Source organism: Ectopseudomonas khazarica (assembly GCF_017915135.1).
Classification (GTDB): domain Bacteria; phylum Pseudomonadota; class Gammaproteobacteria; order Pseudomonadales; family Pseudomonadaceae; genus Aquipseudomonas; species Aquipseudomonas khazarica.
The window spans coordinates 987,492-1,006,001 of sequence record NZ_CP068551.1 but is presented as its reverse complement, the minus strand read 5'-3'; the positions used below and the strand labels follow the sequence as shown (position 1 = coordinate 1,006,001).

General features: G+C 66.0%; 15 protein-coding genes. 4 read left to right on the top strand and 11 right to left on the bottom strand.

What is annotated here, in order from left to right; all coding sequences use genetic code 11:
• Positions 1–7 precede the first annotated feature (7 nt).
• From fumC to pmbA, 3 genes are all read right to left on the bottom strand, one after another.
• Entirely contained in the window at positions 8–1,387 is a 1,380-nt protein-coding gene (gene fumC, locus JLK41_RS04530; RefSeq protein WP_210391188.1) for a class II fumarate hydratase FumC, read from the bottom strand.
• 1 nt (position 1,388) lies between these two features.
• Complete coding sequence (locus tag JLK41_RS04525) at positions 1,389–1,781, bottom strand: hypothetical protein (protein WP_037046475.1); 393 nt, start codon at positions 1,779–1,781, stop codon at positions 1,389–1,391.
• 136 nt (positions 1,782–1,917) lie between these two features.
• Positions 1,918–3,264, bottom strand: coding sequence for a metalloprotease PmbA (gene pmbA, locus JLK41_RS04520; RefSeq protein ID WP_134676878.1), 1,347 nt, complete (start codon positions 3,262–3,264; stop codon positions 1,918–1,920).
• A 131-nt stretch (positions 3,265–3,395) separates the two neighbouring features.
• On the opposite strand from pmbA, the gene yjgA reads away from it, so the two are divergent.
• Complete coding sequence (gene yjgA / locus JLK41_RS04515) at positions 3,396–3,914, top strand: ribosome biogenesis factor YjgA (protein WP_037046464.1); 519 nt, start codon at positions 3,396–3,398, stop codon at positions 3,912–3,914.
• An 11-nt stretch (positions 3,915–3,925) separates the two neighbouring features.
• Here yjgA and tldD read toward each other — a convergent pair whose 3' ends face one another.
• The 8 genes from tldD to mreB all read right to left on the bottom strand — a co-directional run bounded on the left by tldD (position 3,926) and on the right by mreB (position 14,946).
• Positions 3,926–5,368 carry a metalloprotease TldD gene (gene tldD / locus JLK41_RS04510; protein ID WP_210390459.1) on the bottom strand — a complete coding sequence of 481 codons (1,443 nt, stop codon included), beginning with the start codon at positions 5,366–5,368 and terminating at the stop codon, positions 3,926–3,928.
• Between the two features lie 2 nt (positions 5,369–5,370).
• A complete protein-coding gene (locus JLK41_RS04505) occupies positions 5,371–6,219 on the bottom strand; it encodes a carbon-nitrogen hydrolase family protein (protein ID WP_134676879.1) in 849 nt (282 codons plus the stop codon).
• A 49-nt stretch (positions 6,220–6,268) separates the two neighbouring features.
• Positions 6,269–10,090, bottom strand: a complete 3,822-nt coding sequence (locus tag JLK41_RS04500) for a YhdP family protein (protein ID WP_210390458.1) — start codon at positions 10,088–10,090, stop codon at positions 6,269–6,271.
• A gap of 17 nt (positions 10,091–10,107) precedes the next feature.
• Positions 10,108–11,565, bottom strand: coding sequence for a ribonuclease G (rng, locus tag JLK41_RS04495; RefSeq protein ID WP_037046445.1), 1,458 nt, complete (start codon positions 11,563–11,565; stop codon positions 10,108–10,110).
• A gap of 88 nt (positions 11,566–11,653) precedes the next feature.
• Positions 11,654–12,256 (bottom strand): Maf family protein, encoded by a 603-nt coding sequence (locus tag JLK41_RS04490; protein ID WP_037046439.1) that lies wholly within the window; start codon positions 12,254–12,256, stop codon positions 11,654–11,656.
• A 49-nt stretch (positions 12,257–12,305) separates the two neighbouring features.
• The gene (mreD, locus tag JLK41_RS04485) at positions 12,306–12,794 is read right to left on the bottom strand and encodes a rod shape-determining protein MreD (protein ID WP_037046434.1); all 489 of its coding nucleotides are present in this window, start codon (positions 12,792–12,794) and stop codon (positions 12,306–12,308) included.
• On the bottom strand, positions 12,794–13,720 hold the full coding sequence (mreC, locus tag JLK41_RS04480; protein ID WP_037047379.1) for a rod shape-determining protein MreC: 927 nt from the start codon (positions 13,718–13,720) through the stop codon (positions 12,794–12,796). Before mreC ends, mreD begins: the two co-directional genes overlap by 1 nt.
• A 188-nt stretch (positions 13,721–13,908) precedes the next feature.
• The gene (gene mreB / locus JLK41_RS04475; protein ID WP_047586922.1) at positions 13,909–14,946 is read right to left on the bottom strand and encodes a rod shape-determining protein MreB; all 1,038 of its coding nucleotides are present in this window, start codon (positions 14,944–14,946) and stop codon (positions 13,909–13,911) included.
• A 237-nt stretch (positions 14,947–15,183) separates the two neighbouring features.
• Here mreB and gatC point away from each other — a divergent pair, with 237 nt between their 5' ends.
• From gatC to gatB, 3 genes are all read left to right on the top strand, one after another.
• The gene (gene gatC / locus JLK41_RS04470) at positions 15,184–15,471 is read left to right on the top strand and encodes an Asp-tRNA(Asn)/Glu-tRNA(Gln) amidotransferase subunit GatC (protein ID WP_037046429.1); all 288 of its coding nucleotides are present in this window, start codon (positions 15,184–15,186) and stop codon (positions 15,469–15,471) included.
• Positions 15,472–15,484: 13 nt separating this feature from the next.
• Positions 15,485–16,936 carry an Asp-tRNA(Asn)/Glu-tRNA(Gln) amidotransferase subunit GatA gene (gene gatA / locus JLK41_RS04465; protein ID WP_037046425.1) on the top strand — a complete coding sequence of 484 codons (1,452 nt, stop codon included), beginning with the start codon at positions 15,485–15,487 and terminating at the stop codon, positions 16,934–16,936.
• 110 nt (positions 16,937–17,046) lie between these two features.
• Positions 17,047–18,495, top strand: a complete 1,449-nt coding sequence (gene gatB / locus JLK41_RS04460) for an Asp-tRNA(Asn)/Glu-tRNA(Gln) amidotransferase subunit GatB (RefSeq protein ID WP_210390457.1) — start codon at positions 17,047–17,049, stop codon at positions 18,493–18,495.
• The last annotated feature ends 15 nt before the right edge of the window (positions 18,496–18,510 follow it).

Here is an 18,510-nt window from a genome sequence, read left to right as displayed (position 1 = left end):
AGTGGATTTACAGACCGCCTGCGGTGAGTTTCTCCGGGTCGAGCAGATGCTCGAGTTGCTGACGGCTCAGCTCGGTGTGCTCCAGCGCCACATCGATGATCGGCCGCTGTTCGCGGTAGGCCTGCTTGGCGATCTCCGCGGCCTTGAGGTAGCCGATCAGCGGGTTGAGCGCGGTAACCAGAATCGGGTTGCGCTCCAGCGCTTCCCTGAGCTTCGGCTGGTTGACCTTGAAGCTGCTGATCGCCCGGTCGGCCAGCAGGCGGCTGGCATTGCTCAGCAACTGCATGCTCGACAGCAGGTTGTCGGCCACCAGCGGCAGCATCACGTTGAGCTCGAAGTTGCCGGACTGGCCGGCGATGGCGATGGCCGCGTCGTTGCCGATCACCTGCGCCGCCACCATCGCGGTCGCTTCCGGGATCACCGGATTGACCTTGCCCGGCATGATCGAAGAGCCAGGCTGCAAGGCCTCCAGCTCGATCTCGGCCAGGCCGGCCAGAGGCCCCGAATTCATCCAGCGCAGGTCGTTGGCGATCTTCATCAACGACACCGCTACCGTCTTCAGCTGACCGGAGACGGCAACGGCGGTGTCCTGCGAACCGATCAGGGCGAAGAAGTTGGTGCCGGTGGTGAAAGGCAGACCACTCAGGGTGCTCAGCTCCTGGCAGAACTGCTCGGCAAAGCGCGGGTGCGCGTTGACCCCGGTGCCCACCGCCGTACCGCCCTGGGCCAGCGCCTGCAGGGAGGGTTGCAGATGACGCAGGTGCTCGATATTGGCCTGGATCTGCTGCGCCCAGCCGTCGAGCACCTGGCTCATGCGCACCGGCATGGCGTCCATCAAATGGGTCCGCCCGGTCTTCACGTAAGGGCGCACTTCCAGCGACTTCTCGCACAGCGCCTGCAGCAGGTGGCCAAGCGCCGGCAGCAGGCGCTCATGCAGCTCGATGGCGGCGCTGACGTGAATGGTCGTGGGAATGATGTCATTGCTGCTCTGCCCGCAATTGACGTGATCGTTGGCACTGACCGCATCGCCCAGCAGGTCGCTGGCCAGGGTGGCGATCACCTCGTTGGCGTTCATGTTGGAGCTGGTGCCAGAGCCGGTCTGGAACACGTCCACCGGGAAATGCGCCATGAAATCGCTGTCGAGCAGTTGCTGGCAGGCGCTGACAATGGCATCGCCCATCGGCGCATCGAGCTGCTGCAACTCGACGTTGGCCCGCGCCGCAGCCGCCTTGGCCAGGATCAGCGCACACACGAAAGCGGCCGGCATACGTTGCCCGGAGATCGGGAAGTTGTTCACCGCGCGCTGCGTCTGTGCGCCATAGAGCGCGCCACCGGGTACGGCCAACTCCCCCATGCTGTCGCGTTCGATACGGGTGCTAGCAGTCATTTCAAGCATGGGATGGTCCCTCAGCTGATTCGTCGTAGGAAAGCGATGGCGCCAGGCGCAGGTGGGCCAGGCGGCTGCGCAATGCATCCAGGCGCAGCAGGCGGCGGCGATCACTGGCGAGCATCTGCAGGGCGTAGAGGGGGCGCCAGGCACGGTCCAGGCACTGGCTGCGCCAATGCCAGGGCAATGCCGGATCGGCAGCGCTGTCGAGCAGCAACTGCGCCAGGTGCCACCACATCCGCCAGGCGTCCAGGCGCCCCTGCGCGACCAGCTGACGCCCCTGCGCCTCGTGGAAATCGAACAGGCGCGGGTCGTCCGGCAGCAGCGCGCAGCGAATGCGCAGCCCTTGCCAGTGCCAGCAGTCGAGACAGAGCGAGGAGTAGGGATTGTGCATAGAGGCCCACCAGATTACGTAATGATATTTATTCCCATTCTCATGAGATAATCAACACGCAATCCGTGTGGGCTTCGCTGCGCACCGTGCAGCGGGCGCGCAACGAGAAAGGCCGACGCGGCGGTCGGCCTGGGGATCAGCTGCCGGCGACCGTCATCCGCTCGATCAGTACCGAGCCGGTGCAGATGTTGCCACGGCGCTCCAGATCGCTGCCGACCGCGACGATCTGGGCGAACATGTCGCGCAGATTGCCGGCGATGGTGACTTCCTGCACCGGGAACTGGATCTCGCCGTTCTCGATCCAGAAACCGGCGGCGCCACGCGAATAATCGCCGGTCACCAGGTTGAGCCCCTGCCCCATCAGCTCGGTCACGAGCAGCCCGCGCCCCATGCGCCGGATCAGCGCCTGCTGGTCTTCGTCGCCATGAGTGACGAACAGGTTGTGCACGCCCCCCGAGTTGGCCGTGCTGGGCAGGCCCAGCTTGCGGCCGGAGTAGGTGCCGAGCACGTAGGACACCAGCTCGCCCTTGTCCACGAACGGCTTGGCATAGGTGGCCAGGCCATCGCCATCGAACGCGGCGCTGCCGAGCGCTCGCGGCAGATGCGGACGCTCGTCGAGGCTCAGCCACTCGGGGAACAGGCGCTGGCCGAGCGCCCCTTCCAGGAAGGACGAGTGACGATAGAGGTTGCCACCGGAGATGGCTGCCAGCAGGTGACTGAACAGCCCCCCGGCGAGCTCCGCAGCGAACAGCACCGGCACTTCGCATGTCGGCACGGGGCGTGCGCCCAGGCGGCTGACGGCACGTTGTGCCGCGCGCTGGCCAATACCGGCGGCGTCGGCCAGCAACTCGCCCTGGCGGTTGACGTCATACCAGTAGTCACGCTGCATCTGCCCTTCGCCCTCGGCGATCATCACGCAGCTCAGGCTGTGCCGGGTGCTGGCGTAACCGCCGATGAAGCCATGGCTGTTGCCGTACACGCGGCAACCCTGATGGGTGTTGAGGCTGGTGCCATCGGCGTTGCGGATGCGCGGGTCAGCAGCGAAGGCCGCCGCTTCGCACGCCAGCGCCTGCTCCACCGCCTGCTCCGGGCTGATCGCCCAGGGGTGATAGAGGTCCAGTTCCGGCAACTCGCGCGCCATCAGCGCCGCGTCGGCCAGGCCGGCGCATTCGTCTTCGGATGCGTGCCTGGCGATCGCCAGCGCCGCCGCCACCGTCTCGCGAACGGCGTCGAGACCGGTCGCCGAGGTACTGGCCGAGCCCTTGCGCTGGCCGACGTACAGGGTGATGCCGAAGCCCTGGTCGCGGTTGAACTCCACGGTTTCCACTTCGCGCTGACGCACCGTGGTCGACAGTCCCTGGCCGATCGAGACCGCCACTTCGCACGCACTGGCACCCTGGCGCGCCGCCTCGGCAAGAATGCTCTCGACCTGCTGCTGCAGCTCTGGCAAGGCCTGCGGCCCGATCTGTTCTAACTCACTCATAACGACTCCTAAAAAGCAGCTTCAAGCTACAAGCTCCTCGCTACAAGAAAAACGCCGAACCCGTTTTTCGCTTGAAGCTTGAAGCTCGCAGCTGCTGTTATCATGGCGGCGTTTCCATCTGGACCCGCCCCATGTCTGATTCTTTCGACGACTTCTCCCTGGAGAAGAGCAAATCCCAGGTCAAGCGCGAACTGCATGCCCTGCAGGAACTCGGCGAGCGACTGACCACGCTCAAACCCGACCTGCTGGCCAAGATGCCGCTGACCGACGCCCTGCGCCGGGCACTGGCCGAAGCGCCGAAGCATACGGCCAACGCGGCGCGCAAACGCCACATCCAGTTCCTCGGCAAGCTGATGCGTGAACAGGATGTCGAGGCGATCCTCGCCATGATCGACCAGGTGGACACTTCCACCCGTGAATACAACGAGCGCTTTCACGCCCTCGAGCGCTGGCGCGACCGCCTGATCGGCGAAGGCGACAGCGCCCTGGAAAGCTTTTTCGAGCTCTACCCCGACGCGGACCGCCAGCACCTGCGCAGCCTGATACGTCATGCCCAGCACGAGGCCGCGCGCAACAAACCGCCGGCGGCCGCACGCAAGGTGTTCAAGTACATCCGTGAACTCGACGAGATCCAGCGCGGCCTGCGCTGACCTCGCACCCTCTAGGCACCGGTACCGCCGACCGTGATCGCATCGATCTTCAGCGTCGGCTGACCAACGCCTACCGGCACCGACTGGCCGTCCTTGCCACAGGTGCCGACACCGCTGTCCAGGGCCAGGTCGTTGCCGACCATGGACACGCGGCTCATGGCTTCCGGCCCATTGCCGATCAAGGTGGCGCCCTTGACCGGCGCAGTGATCTTGCCGTCCTCGATCAGGTAGGCCTCGCTGGTGGAGAACACGAACTTGCCACTGGTGATGTCCACCTGGCCACCGCCCAGGTTGGCGCAATAGATGCCCTTCTTCACCGAACGGATGATTTCTTCCGGATCGCTCTCGCCAGCCAGCATGTAGGTGTTGGTCATGCGCGGCATCGGCAGATGCGCGTAGGACTCGCGCCGGCCGTTACCGGTGGCGGCGACGCCCATCAGGCGGGCGTTGAGCTTGTCCTGCATGTAGCCCTTGAGCACGCCGTTCTCGATCAGCGTGGTGCACTGTGTCGGCGTGCCTTCGTCATCGACGCTGAGCGAGCCGCGACGTTCGGCCAGGGTGCCGTCGTCGACGATGGTGCACAGGCTGGACGCGACCTTATCGCCCACCTTGCCGCTGTACGCCGAGCTGCCCTTGCGGTTGAAATCGCCTTCCAGGCCATGGCCTACCGCTTCATGCAGCAGCACGCCCGACCAGCCCGCGCCCATCACCACCGGCAAGGTCCCGGCAGGCGCGGCAACGGCTTCCAGGTTGACCAGCGCCTGGCGCAGCGCTTCACGGGCATAGCCCATGGCGCGATCCTCGCTGAGGAAATAGCGGTAGTCGGTGCGTCCGCCACCGCCATGCCCGCCACGCTCACGACGGCCGTTCTGCTCGACGATGACGCTGACGTTGAAACGCACCAGCGGGCGGATGTCGGCGCTCAGGCTGCCATCATGGGCCGCCACCAGGATGCGGTCCCAGACCCCGGCCAGGCTCACGGTCACCTGCTTGATGCGCGGGTCCAGCGCACGCGTGGCGCGGTCGATGCGCTGCAGCAACTCGACCTTCTCGGCCCGGCCGATGACATCCAGCGGATTGTCCTGGGCATACAGCTGGGTCACCTGCGGGCTGACGAAGGCCTGCACGCGCCCCTGCTGGCCGGAGCGCGAGATCGAGCGCGCCGCACGCGCCGCCTGCTGCAGCGCATCGAGGCTGATCGCGTTGCTGTAGGCGAAGCCGGTCTTCTCGCCCGACTGCGCACGCACGCCGACGCCCTGATCGAGATTGAAGCTGCCCTCCTTGACGATCCCGTCCTCCAGCACCCAGGACTCGGATACCTGGCTCTGGAAATACAGATCAGCCGCGTCGATACCCGGCCCGGCGACCTCACCCAGCACCGAGCCGAGGCTATCCAGAGTCAGGTCGCCTGGGGCGAGCAGGTGCTCGCTGACGGATTGCAACATCGTATTCATGGTCACTCCACAACGATCGGGCGTGCGACGCCCGATGAAAAAAGACGGCGGTGCTGCTGCACCGGCATGCGTTGGCGAATGGCCGCCTGCTCGGCGCCATCGCGTGAAGCCAGCAAGGCGGCTTCGCCCTGATCCTGCTCGACCAGCACGCCCCCCCAGGGGTCGATGATGGCCGAATGGCCGAACGTCCAGCGCGGCCCGGGGTGTTCCCCGCCCTGACCGGCCGCCAGCAGGTAGCACTGGGTCTCGATGGCGCGGGCACGGGTCAGCACCTGCCAGTGGGCCGCGCCGGTCACCGCGGTGAACGCCGCCGGCACGCTGATCAGCTCGGCTCCGGCTTCACGCAGCGCGCCATACAGCTCGGGGAAACGCAGGTCATAGCATACCGTCAGCCCGAGCCGACCGACCGGCGTGTCGACCACCACCACCTGCTCGCCATGGGCGAAATCGTCCGATTCGCGATAGCGGCCACGATTGTCCGCCACGTCGACATCGAACAGGTGCAGCTTGTCATAGCGTGCGGCACGCTCACCCTGTTCATCGATCAGCAACGAACAGGCCCGTGGCTTGCCGTCGCGGTCGTCATCCGGTGGCAGCGGCAGCGTACCGGCCACTATCCATAAGCTGAGGTCACGGGCGGTCTGTTTCAACCAGGGCAGAATCGGCCCCTCGCCCATGGCCTCGGCACGCCCGATGGCGGCCAGGTCGCGCCGGCCCATGGCCGCGAAGTTTTCCGGCAGTACGGCAAGGCGCGCACCACCTTGTGCGGCACGCTCCAGCCAACGCCTAGCCTGCGCGAGGTTGGCCCGCACCTCTGCCTGACTGACCATCTGTATCACGGCAAGATTCATGGCTGCGCTCATTGCCTCCGGTGCTGACAGCGTACGCCAAGGCGGCGCTTCATTGCGGTTTTTCGAAGGGTTTGTCGAAGCTGATCTTGGGATCCTGCAGCGGACCGTCGACGTCGTACTGCACGCTGGCGAAACGCGCCACCTTGTCGCCCAGCAGCTTGTCCACCACGAACAGTGCACCACCAATGGCCGGCGCACCGACGATCAACGCTGCCAGCGGCAGGTTGTTGGTCACCGGCAGGGTCACCAGCAATTTGGCGTCGATGCGCTCGTTGCGCATGTCCAGGTTGCCATTGAGTTCCAGGTTGCTCGAGGGCCCTGTCAGGGTGATCGGCTCCTGCGTGACAAACAGGCCATTGGTCGCCTGCAGGTTGCCCTTGACCCGGTCGTAGCTGAGGCCCTTGCCCAGCAGGTCGGAGAAATCCAGGCGCAGGCGGCGGCCGATCGAATTGAAGTTGAGCAGGCCGAACACCCGCAAGGCCTGCGCCGAACCCTGCACCTCGACGAACTGGCCGCTGCGCAGCGACGGGTCGAGGTTGCCGGAGAACCGCTTGAGGGAGAACCACGCCGGCGAGCCCGGCCAGTTGCCATCGGCATCCACCCGGAAACTCTCGCTGGTGACGCTCGGCGCGAAATCCCAGGCCTTGAGCACCTTGCCAAGGTCATCGCCGTGCAGGCGTCCCTTGTACCAGCTCTGGAGGTTGCCTGGCGTGCCACGCCAGCCGGCGCTGCCACTGATCTTCAGCCCGCGCAGGTCGAGGTCGAGTTCGTCGAAGCGAACCCCCTGCGCCTCAGGCCGAACCTTCAGCGACCAGGCCCCCAGCACCTTGTCACCCCGCTGTACGCGGTCGATCCTGATATCCAGCGCCGGAATCTGCCGCGGGTCGACACCCGCCAGAGGGTCCGGGGCGTCGTCGCTTGTCAGCGTATCGACGGCCGGGGCTGGCAGGCTCACATGCTGCAAGTCGACCTGGATGGGTACGTCCTCGGCGTCCGCCAGCACCACCCGCCCGCTCGCCAATGCGCTGTCGAGCTGCAGTGCCCAGCCCTGAGACTCTCGTTCGAGACCGACGGCGAGCTGCTCGACTTCCTGGCCGAAGCCCTGGAAACGGCCGATATCCAGCTGGGCGCTGCGGAACAGGCGCTGGCTGTCAGCGTCCACCTTCAGCGGGTGATCCGCGATGAACTGCTTCCAGGCATCCAGGTCCAGCTCGGCCAGGCGACCACGCACACGCAGGCCCTGGCTGGTCGGTAGCCGGGCGGGCTCCCCGCCCAGCATCAGCTCGCCACGGCCCTCGGCCAGTGCCGTCGGCGGCGCCGCCAGGTTCAGGCTGGCCAGCCCACGATAGTCGGCCCAGTAGCGGCGCTCCTTGCCGGACAGCGTCATGCGCCAGTCGGCATAGGCCTCTTGCTCGGCGCCCTTGCCGAAGGGCGCGGGCAGCGCCACATTCACCCCGAGCAGGTTGGAATCGACGCGCAGCTGGCTGTCGTCGCCATCCAGCGTCAGGCGCAGGCGATAGGGCAGCAGGCCGCTGACAGGCAGCGCCTGCGGACCATTCAACCATTTGTTGAGAGTGTCGACCTGCACCTGCCCGCGCAGATCGAACAGAGTTCTGGCCTGACCGCGCGCACCCTCGGCGCTGATCTTGCCGCGCACCTGGCGCCCGAACACCTCGCCACGCACGTCGGGCGAGCTGAGGCCCGCCGCACTGTCGAAACGAAACGCGCCCTTCACCTTGCTCAGCTGCAGGTCCGGGTTGGGCAGCTTGAGACGCGCGCCTTCGGTGGCGAAGTCCACTACCACGACCGGGGCATCCCCCTTGTGCAGCGGGATATCCAGCTTCAGGCGTCCGGCCAGCGGCCCCTCGCCCTGCCAGCCGGCGAAGATCTGCGAGGTGCCCAGGGGCGCCTCCTGCAGCAGCTTGATGGCATCGCTCAGGCTGCTCTGCACGTCGCCTTCGAGGTACAGGTGCGGCGCCTTGCCGTCATGCAGCAGCGGGATATTGGCGGCCACGTCCGTGACCTGACTGTCGAGCAGGCGCCCCTGCTGCAGGCGCACCCGCACGGCATCATCCTCGATCAGTACTTCGCCGGCGCCGTCGCGCAGCGATGGCCAGCCAGGCTGGAAGGCCAGCTCGGCATCCCTGACCTTGAAGAACAGGCTGAGGCTGCGCGCCGCCAGCGGTGCACCCTTGTGCAGCGAGCCCTGGTACTGGAAGTAGCCCTCCTCGACGTGGCCGGCACGGATCGCCGTCTTCAGCCAATGATCGAGTTCCGGGCTCATGCCGGGCGAGAGACTCGGCAGGTACTTCTCGGTGAAGGCCGCATCGCCGTCGCGCAGACCGACACGCAGGTCCATGTAGTCCTCGGCCTCGGGATCGCTCAGCAGGCGGATCAGCATGTCACCCGCAACCTGCCCTTCCTCGCCGTCGACACGCATGTAGGGGCTGTACAGGGTCAGGCCGGCTTCGCTCCAGTCCCAGCTCAGGCGGGCCTGGGCATAGCGATAGCGCCAGGGTTTGGGAAACAGTTCATTCAGGTGCAGGGCAAAGTTCTCGCTGTTCAGGCGCAACTCGCCTTTGAACAGGTTGCCAGAGACGCTGCCGCTGACATTTTCGGCAGCCGGCGCGCCGTGGTAGGCCTGGACGCCCACCTGCTGCAGATTGGCAGCGAAGCGCAAGCGCTCCGCACCCTGGTGCTGCGGGTAGTAGTCGAGCAACAGGTTGTTGACCACGCCGACGGGTGCCAGCGCGACCAGGGCGTCGTGGGCCGCGTCGGGCATGGGCGCCAGCGCCTGCACCAGCGGCGCCCAGGCCGCCAGGTCGAGGCGGTCAGCCGTCAGCGCCCAGCGCTCGTCGGTCTCGCCGCCATCGAGTTGTTTCAGGTTGAGGTGCAACTCGCCGATGCGCTGCTCGCCATGGGTCATGGCCAGGGAGTCGATCTGCCCGCGCATGCCCTGCTCGTCGAGTTCGAAGAAGGCGTTGAAGGCCAGGTCCTTGAGGGTCACGGCTTCACGCTTGACCCGACCGCCCACCAGCTCGGGCGCATGCAGGCGCAGCGCAGCTTTATCAAGGGCCAGGCCGTGCCCTTGCAGCCAGAGCTCGCCACCGGCCTGCAGACGCTGCACCTGCCAGTCGCCCAGCAGCGACCTGGGCAACCACGTTGCCCAGTCACTCTGCGGCAGGCTCAGGTAGAGCTCGGACTCCGTCTCGCGCCAGGTCTCGGGCTGCATGCGCGTGCGCAGCCGCAGGGCGACCGGCTGGCCGTCGGGGAGCAGCAGGCGGCCGTCGAGGCGCTGCCGGTTGCTGCCGTAGCTCAGGCTCAGATTGACGTAGCTGAGCAGCAACGGTTCCTGATCGAGCGGCTGCAGCACCACGCGACTGTCGAACAGGCTGACCCGCCGCACCGCCTGCAACTGCCGCAACAGCTGCTCGACATCCATCTGCCGCTCGCTGCGCTGTGGCCAACCCTGCAGATGCCAGCGACCCTCGCTGTCCTGCTGCAGGTTCAGCTGCAAACCGTCGAATTGCAGGTGGGCGATGCGGGGCTGGCGTGCCAGCAGGCTGGCCAGCACATCGGGCATCAGTTGTACGCGCTCCAGGCTCAGCCCGTCGTCCTCTGCGCCCAGGCGCACGTCGTGCGCCAGCAGCACCGGGGAGAACCCCTGCCAGCGCCCTTCGAGCCGGCCGATACGCACGGGCACACCCAGCTGCGCGCTGGCCTTGTCCTCCAGTTCGAGGCGGTACTCGGCCACCAGCGGCACCAGCTCGCGCCCCAGGCTGACGTACAGCGCCGCCAGCACCAGCAGCGCGGCAAGGACACCCAGCCCCCAGCGCAGCAAGGTGGTGAACAGGCGCACCAGGCCGTTCACCTCAGCGCTCGCGGCGCTCAGAGCAGCACCACATCGTACTGTTCCTGGGAATACATGGTTTCCACCTGGAACTTGATGGTGCGGCCGATGAAGGCTTCGAGATCGGCGACGTTGCCCGACTCTTCATCGAGCAGGCGGTCGACGACCTTCTGGTTCGCCAGCACCCGGTAGCTTTCCGCCTGGTAGGCCCGCGCCTCGCGCAGGATCTCGCGGAAGATCTCGTAGCAGATGGTCTCGGGAGTCTTCAACTTGCCGCGCCCCTGGCAGGCGCTGCACGGCTCGCAGAGAATCTGCTCGAGGCTCTCGCGGGTGCGCTTGCGGGTCATCTGCACCAGGCCCAGCTCGGTGATGCCGATGATGTTGGTCTTGGCGTGATCACGCTCCAGCTGTTTCTCCAGGGTGCGCAGCACCTGGCGCTGGTGCTCCTCGTCCTCCATGTCGATGAAGTCGATGATGATGATCCCGCCCAGGTTGCGCAGGCGCAGCTGGCGGGCGATGGCCGTGGCCGCTTCCAGGTTGGTCTTGAAGATGGTCTCTTCGAGGGTGCGATGGCCGACGAAGGCGCCGGTATTGACGTCGATGGTGCTCATCGCCTCGGCGGGGTCGACCACCAGATAGCCGCCGGACTTCAGCGGCACCTTGCGCTCGAGCGCCCGCTGGATCTCGTCTTCGACGCCATACAGGTCGAAGATCGGCCGCTCGCCGGGGTAATGTTCCAGGCGGTCGGCAATCTCCGGCATCAGCTCGGCGACGAACTGAGTGATCTTCTGGAAGGTCTCGCGCGAGTCCACGCGAATCTTCTCGGTTCGCGGGCTGACCAGGTCACGCAGCGTGCGCAGTGCCAGCGACAGGTCCTCGTAGATCACCGAGGGCGCCTTGGCGGTCTGCACCTGCGCGGAAATCTGATCCCACAGGCGCCGCAGGTAGCGGATGTCGATGAGGATCTCGTCGGCACCGGCCCCCTCGGCGGCCGTGCGCAGAATGAAGCCGCCGGCCTCCTCGATTCCCTCGGCGGCCACGCAGTCGGCCACCACCTGCTTGAGACGGTCGCGCTCGGCTTCGTCCTCGATCTTCAGGGAAATGCCGACGTGGCTGGTGCGCGGCATGTACACCAGGTAGCGCGACGGAATCGACAGCTGAGTGGTCAGGCGCGCGCCCTTGCTGCCGATCGGGTCCTTGGTCACCTGCACCACCAGGCTCTGGCCTTCGTGCACCAGCGCGCTGATCGGCTCGATCGCGGCGCCCTCGCGGGTGGAGATCTCCGAGGCATGGATGAACGCGGCACGTTCCAGGCCGATGTCGACGAAGGCCGCCTGCATGCCGGGCAGCACGCGCACCACCTTGCCCTTGTAGATGTTGCCGACGATGCCACGCTTCTGCGTACGCTCGACGTGCACTTCCTGCAGCACACCGTTTTCCACTACGGCCACACGCGATTCCATCGGCGTGATGTTGATCAGAATCTCTTCGCTCATGCATCCATCCTGGTGATCATGCCGGCCGGACCATAACGCCGCCCCGCGGACTCAAGCTTTCGGGAATCGCTGGAAACGCCCCGCGTTTCTACACGCCCCCTTGCGCCGGCAACTGCCAGCAGGCAATACCGAACTGGCCAAGCATCTCGGCAGTTTCGCACAGCGGCAGCCCCACCACCGCCGAATAACTGCCCTGCACACGGTTGACGAACACCGCCGCCAGGCCCTGGATACCATAACTGCCGGCCTTGTCGCAGGGCTCGCCACTGGCCCAGTAGGCCGCGATTTCCGCCTCACCGAGGGTGCGGAAACTCACCTCGCTGGTCACCACCCGGGACGACTCCCGCCCGGCGCCCACCAGGGCGACTGCGGTCATGACCTGATGGCTGCGACCGGACAAACTCAAGAGCATCTCGCGGGACTCGGCGAAGTCGGCCGGCTTGCCGAGAATGCGCCCATCCAGCACCACCGCCGTATCGGCCCCCAGGACCACGGCATCGGCCCGCTCGCCCAGGGCACGCAGCCCCGCACGCGCCTTTTCCAGCGCCAGGCGCTCTACATAGACTGCAGCAGGCTCGGCTGGCAACGGGGTTTCATCTATCGAGGCGATTTGCGTGACACATGGCACAGCGATCTGGGCCAGCAGTTCACGCCGACGGGGCGAAGCGGAGGCCAGGAACAGCTCGGCCATGCGGGTATCTCCGTTGGCGAACCGCGACCAGCCGTGCGGCGGGCCGCGCTCAGTTGACGTTGAGGCGCAGGTGCAGACCACGCAGGATGGCGCAGATCCACGGCCAGAGCAGGGCACTGACCAGCGCCGGCAGGATGAAGGCCAGGGTCGGCGGCCGACTGCCGGTCAGCGCATTGAGCCACAGCTGAACCAGCTGGGCCAGACCGAACACCACCATCAGCACCATGCTCTGCTGCCACATGGGGAACATGCGCAGACGCTGGTGCAGGCTCAGCACCAGGAAGGTGATCAACGTCAGGATCAGCGCGTTCTGCCCCAGCAACGTGCCGAACAGCACGTCCTGCGCCAGACCCAGAACCCAGGCGGTGGTCATGCCGACACGGTGCGGCAGGGCCAGCACCCAGTAGGTCAGCACCAGCGCGACCCACAGTGGGCGGCCGATCTGCATGAACTCGGGCAACGGCGAAACACTGAGTAACAAACCCAGCGCGAGGCTGAGCCAGATCACCCAGCCATTGCGAGGCTGCACGCCAACCATCAGTTCGTCTCCTCTGCGCCAGCGTCCGCAGCCGGCGCCTGCCCATCCGCGGGTGCCTGCTCGCCCTGTCGCGCCTGCTCGGCCTCACGGTCGGCGGCTTCCTGCGCCACGGCGGAGTCGTTGGCACGCTGTTCGGGGGTACGCCGGTCGGAAAACACCAGCAGCAGATAGCGGCTGCGATTGAGCGCCGCAGTGGGCACCGCGCGAACGATGGCGAACGGCTGGCCGGAGTCATGGATCACTTCCTTGACCGTGGCCACCGGATAGCCCGCCGGGAAGCGCTGGCCCATGCCGGAGCTAACCAGCAGATCGCCTTCCTTGATGTCCGCGGTATCCGCCACATGGCGCAGCTCCAGGCGCTCGGGGTTGCCGGTGCCGACGGCAATGGCGCGCAGGCCGTTGCGATTGACCTGCACCGGAATGCTGTGGGTGTTGTCGGTGAGCAGCAGCACCCGCGAGGTGTAGGGCATGATCTCGACCACCTGGCCCATCAGACCACGGGCATCGAGCACCGGCTGGCCGAGAAACACGCCGTCCTTCTCGCCCTTGTCGATGAGAATGCGGTGGGTATAGGGGTTGGGATCGACGCCGATCAGCTCGCTGACCAGTACTTCGTCATCCACCAGTGCGGCGGAGTTGAGCAATTCGCGCAGGCGCACGTTCTGTTCGGTGAGGGCCGCCAGCTTCTGCAGCCGGCGCTGCAGCAGCAGGGCCTCGGCCTTGAGCTTCTCGTTCTCGGCCATCAGCTCGCTGCGCGAGGAAATCTGCTGGGTCGCGCCATCCCAGGCCCGCACCGGCAGGTCCGCCAGCCAGTAGAACGGTGTCAGCACCAGGCCCATCTGACTGCGCACCGGCTTGAGCGCCTCGAAGCGGGCATCCACCACCATCAGCGCAGCCGACAGCACCGCCAGCACCAGCAGGCGGATGCCCAGCGAAGGACCTTTGGCGAAGAGCGGCTTAATGACCTGCTCCTTGTGCGCCACGAGGGCGGAAAGCGCGCGAATTCATGCGAAGGGCAAACCGATCTGGCGAAGGTTGAGGCGAGTGTACTGCAATGCTCGAATATGCGCGTGCCGCCCGGAGGCGGCACGACAGCGAGCCCCACGGCAAGCGCTTACTCGGTGGAGAGCAGGTCCATGGCGTGGCGATCCATCATTTCCAGCGCCTTGCCGCCGCCACGGGCGACGCAGGTCAGCGGGTCTTCGGCGACGATCACCGGCAGGCCGGTCTCCTGGCTCAGCAGCTTGTCCAGGTCGCGCAGCAGTGCGCCACCACCGGTCAGCACCAGGCCGCGCTCGGCGATGTCCGAGGCCAGCTCGGGCGGCGATTGCTCCAGCGCGCTCTTCACCGCCTGGACGATGGTCGCCAGGGATTCCTGCAGCGCCTCGAGCACTTCGTTGGAGTTCAGGGTGAAGCTGCGCGGTACGCCCTCGGCCAGGTTGCGGCCGCGAACGTCGACTTCGCGAACCTCGCCACCCGGGTAGGCGGTACCGATTTCCTGCTTGATGCGCTCGGCGGTGCCTTCACCGATCAGCGAGCCGTAGTTGCGGCGCACGTAGGTGATGATGGCTTCGTCGAAGCGGTCGCCGCCGACGCGGACGGACTCGGCATAGACCACGCCATTGAGGGAGATCAGAGCGATCTCGGTGGTGCCGCCGCCGATATCGACGACCATCGAGCCACGGGCTTCCTCTACCGGCAGGCCGGCACCGATGGCGGCGGCCATCGGCTCTTCGATCAGGAACACTTCACGGGCACCGGCGCCCAGGGCCGATTCACGGATGGCACGGCGCTCGACCTGGGTCGACTTGCACGGCACGCAGATCAGCACGCGCGGCGACGGCTGCAGGAAGCTGTTCTCGTGCACCTTGTTGATGAAGTACTGCAGCATCTTCTCGCAGACGCTGAAGTCGGCGATCACGCCATCTTTCATCGGCCGAATGGCGGCGATGTTGCCAGGCGTACGGCCGAGCATGCGCTTGGCCTCGGTGCCGACGGCCACGACACTTTTCTGGTTGCCGTGGGTGCGGATGGCGACCACGGACGGTTCATTCAGGACAATACCGCGCTCGCGCACATAAATAAGGGTATTGGCAGTTCCCAGGTCGATAGACAGATCACTGGAAAACATGCCACGCAGTTTCTTGAACATTAGGAAGGGACCCTAGGCAACGCGTGGGTAAAAAAGTGCGGCAAACTCTAACAACGGCAGGGATTTTGGGCAAGGCGGCAATATGGTAGATTGCCTGTTTTTCCGGGCCTTGTAGCTGCACATCGCGGCCTTTGACCGCCGGCTCGCGACATCCGTTCCCTACAGGCGACGCGGGATGCCCGAGCGCAGCAATTGGCAGACACCCGCCCCGTCACACTTCCACTGGAGACCCCCCCAATGGCGCTTGAACGCTCCGAGGTGGAAAAAATCGCCCACCTGGCCCGCCTGGGCCTGAATGACGGCGATATTCCGCAAACCACCGAGACCCTGAACAACATCCTCGGCCTGATCGACCAGATGCAGGCCGTCGACACCCAGGGCATCGAACCCCTGGCCCACCCGCTGGAAGCCACCCAGCGCCTGCGCGCCGACGTGGCCACCGAGGGCAATCAGCGCGACGCCTACCAGGCCATCGCCCCGGCCGTGGAAAGCGGCCTGTACCTCGTGCCGAAAGTCATCGAATAAGGAAAGGGCTGACATGCATCAACTGACCCTGGCCGAGATCGCCAAGGGCCTCGAGGCCAAGCGATTCTCCGCCGAAGAACTGACCCGCAGCCTGCTGGCGCGCATCGAGCAGCTCGATCCGCAGCTCAACAGCTTCATCACCGTCACGCCCGAACAGGCGGTCGCCCAGGCCCAGGCCGCCGACGCCCGCCGTGCCGCTGGCGAGAACGGCGCCCTGCTCGGTGCGCCGATCGCGCACAAGGACCTGTTCTGCACCGAAGGCGTGCTGACCACCTGTGCCTCGAAGATCCTCACCGGCTTCAAGGCGCCGTACAACGCCACCGTGGTCGAGAAACTGGCCGCCGCCGGCGCTGTCACCCTCGGCAAGCTGAACATGGACGAATTCGCCATGGGCTCGGCCAACGAATCCAGCCACTACGGCCCGGTGAAGAACCCCTGGGACACCAGCCGTGTACCGGGCGGTTCCTCGGGCGGTTCGGCGGCTGCGGTCGCCGCACGCCTGCTGCCGGCCGCCACCGGCACCGACACCGGCGGTTCTATCCGCCAGCCGGCGGCGCTGACCAACCTCACCGGGATCAAGCCGACCTACGGCCGCGTCTCGCGCTGGGGCATGATCGCCTACGCCTCCAGCCTCGACCAGGGCGGCCCGCTGGCCCGCACCGCCGAAGACTGCGCGCTGCTGCTCGGCGCCATGGCCGGTTTCGACGCCAAGGACTCCACCAGCGTCGACCAGCCGGTGGATGACTACCTGGCCGCCCTCGCCCAGCCGCTGGCCGGCCTGCGCATCGGCCTGCCGAAGGAATACTTCGGCGCCGGCCTCGACGCGCGTATCGGCGAGAAGGTGCTGGCCGTGGTCGAGGAGCTGAAGAAGCTCGGCGCCAGCGTCAAGGACATCAGCCTGCCCAACCTGCAGCATGCGATCCCGGCCTACTACGTGATCGCCCCGGCGGAAGCCAGTTCCAACCTGTCGCGTTTCGACGGTGTGCGCTTCGGCTACCGCTGCGAGAATCCGCTCAACCTCGAAGACCTGTACAAGCGTTCGCGCGGTGAAGGCTTCGGTGCGGAAGTGAAGCGCCGCATCATGGTCGGCACCTACGCCCTGTCGGCCGGCTACTACGACGCCTACTACATCAAGGCGCAGCAGATCCGCCGCCTGATCAAGAACGACTTCGTCGCTGCCTTCAATGACGTCGACGTGATCCTCGGCCCGACCACGCCGAACCTGGCGTGGAAGCTCGGCGAGAAAGGTGGCGACCCGGTGTCGGCCTACCTCGAGGACATCTACACCATCACCGCCAACCTCGCTGGCATCCCCGGCCTGTCGATGCCAGCCGGCTTCGTCGATGGCCTGCCGGTGGGCGTGCAGCTGCTCGGCAACTACTTCCAGGAAGGTCGCCTGCTCAACATCGCGCATCAGTACCAGCAGGTGACTGACTGGCACAGCCAAGCACCGAGCGGCTTCTAGGCCATGGCGCAGCCATGCAGCCTTTTCCCCTCTCCCATTCATGGGAGAGGGTGGCGCGCAGCGCCGGGAGAGGGCTGGATGACGCCACACAGGATTGAGGAACACTAAAGATGCAATGGGAAACAGTGATCGGGCTGGAGATTCACGCTCAGCTCAGCACCCAATCGAAGATCTTCTCGGCCAGCGCCACCACTTTCGGCGCCGAGCCCAACACCCAGGCCAGCCTGGTTGACCTCGGCATGCCCGGCACCCTGCCGGTGCTCAATGCCGAAGCGGTGCGCATGGCCTGCATGTTCGGCCTGGCGATCGACGCCGAGATCGGCGAGCGCAACGTCTTCGCGCGCAAGAACTACTTCTACCCGGACCTGCCCAAGGGCTACCAGACCAGCCAGATGGATCACCCCATCGTCGGCAAGGGCCACCTGGACATCACCCTGGAAGACGGCACCGTCAAGCGCATCGGCATCACCCGCGCGCACCTGGAAGAAGACGCCGGCAAGAGCCTGCACGAAGACTTCCACGGCATGAGCGGTATCGACCTCAACCGCGCTGGCACGCCGCTGCTGGAAATCGTCTCCGAGCCGGACATCCGTTCGGCCAAGGAAGCGGTCGCCTATGTGAAGTCGATTCACGCCCTGGTGCGCTACCTCGGCATCTGCGACGGCAACATGGCCGAGGGCTCGCTGCGTTGCGACTGCAACGTGTCGGTACGCCCGAAAGGCCAGGAAGCCTTCGGCACCCGCGCCGAGATCAAGAACGTCAACTCCTTCCGCTTCATCGAGAAGGCCATCAACCACGAGATTCAGCGGCAGATCGAGCTGATCGAGGACGGTGGCAAGGTGGTACAGGAAACCCGCCTGTACGACCCGAACAAGGACGAGACGCGCTCCATGCGCGGCAAGGAAGAAGCCAACGACTACCGTTACTTCCCCTGCCCGGACCTGCTGCCGGTGGTCATCGAACGCAGCTTCCTCGACGACCTGCGCGGCCAGCTGCCGGAACTGCCGGTGCAGAAGCGCGAGCGCTTCGAGAGCCAGTTCGCTCTGTCCGCTTACGACGCCAGCGTGCTGAGCGCCAGCCGCGAGCTGGCCGACTACTTCGAAGCGGTCGAGAAGACTTGCGGCGATGCCAAGCTGTCGGCCAACTGGGTGATGGGCGAGCTGTCCAGCCTGCTGAACAAGGAAGGCCTGGAGATCGAGCAGTCGCCGGTGTCCGCCGAGCAACTGGGTGGCATGATCCTGCGCATCAAGGACAACACCATCAGCGGCAAGATCGCCAAGATGGTCTTCGAAGCCCTGGCAGCCGGTGAAGGCACCAGCGCCGACGAGGTGATCGAGAAGAAGGGCCTCAAGCAGGTCACCGACTCCGGCGCCATCGAGGCGATGCTAGACGAAGTGCTGGCGGCCAACGCCGAGCAGTTCGAGCAGTACCGCGCAGCGGACGAAGCCAAGCGCGGCAAGATGTTCGGCTTCTTCGTCGGCCAGGCCATGAAGGCCTCCAAGGGCAAGGCCAACCCGGGCCAAGTGAACGAACTGCTGAAGAAAAAGCTCGAAGGTTGAGCCTCGACCCACCGA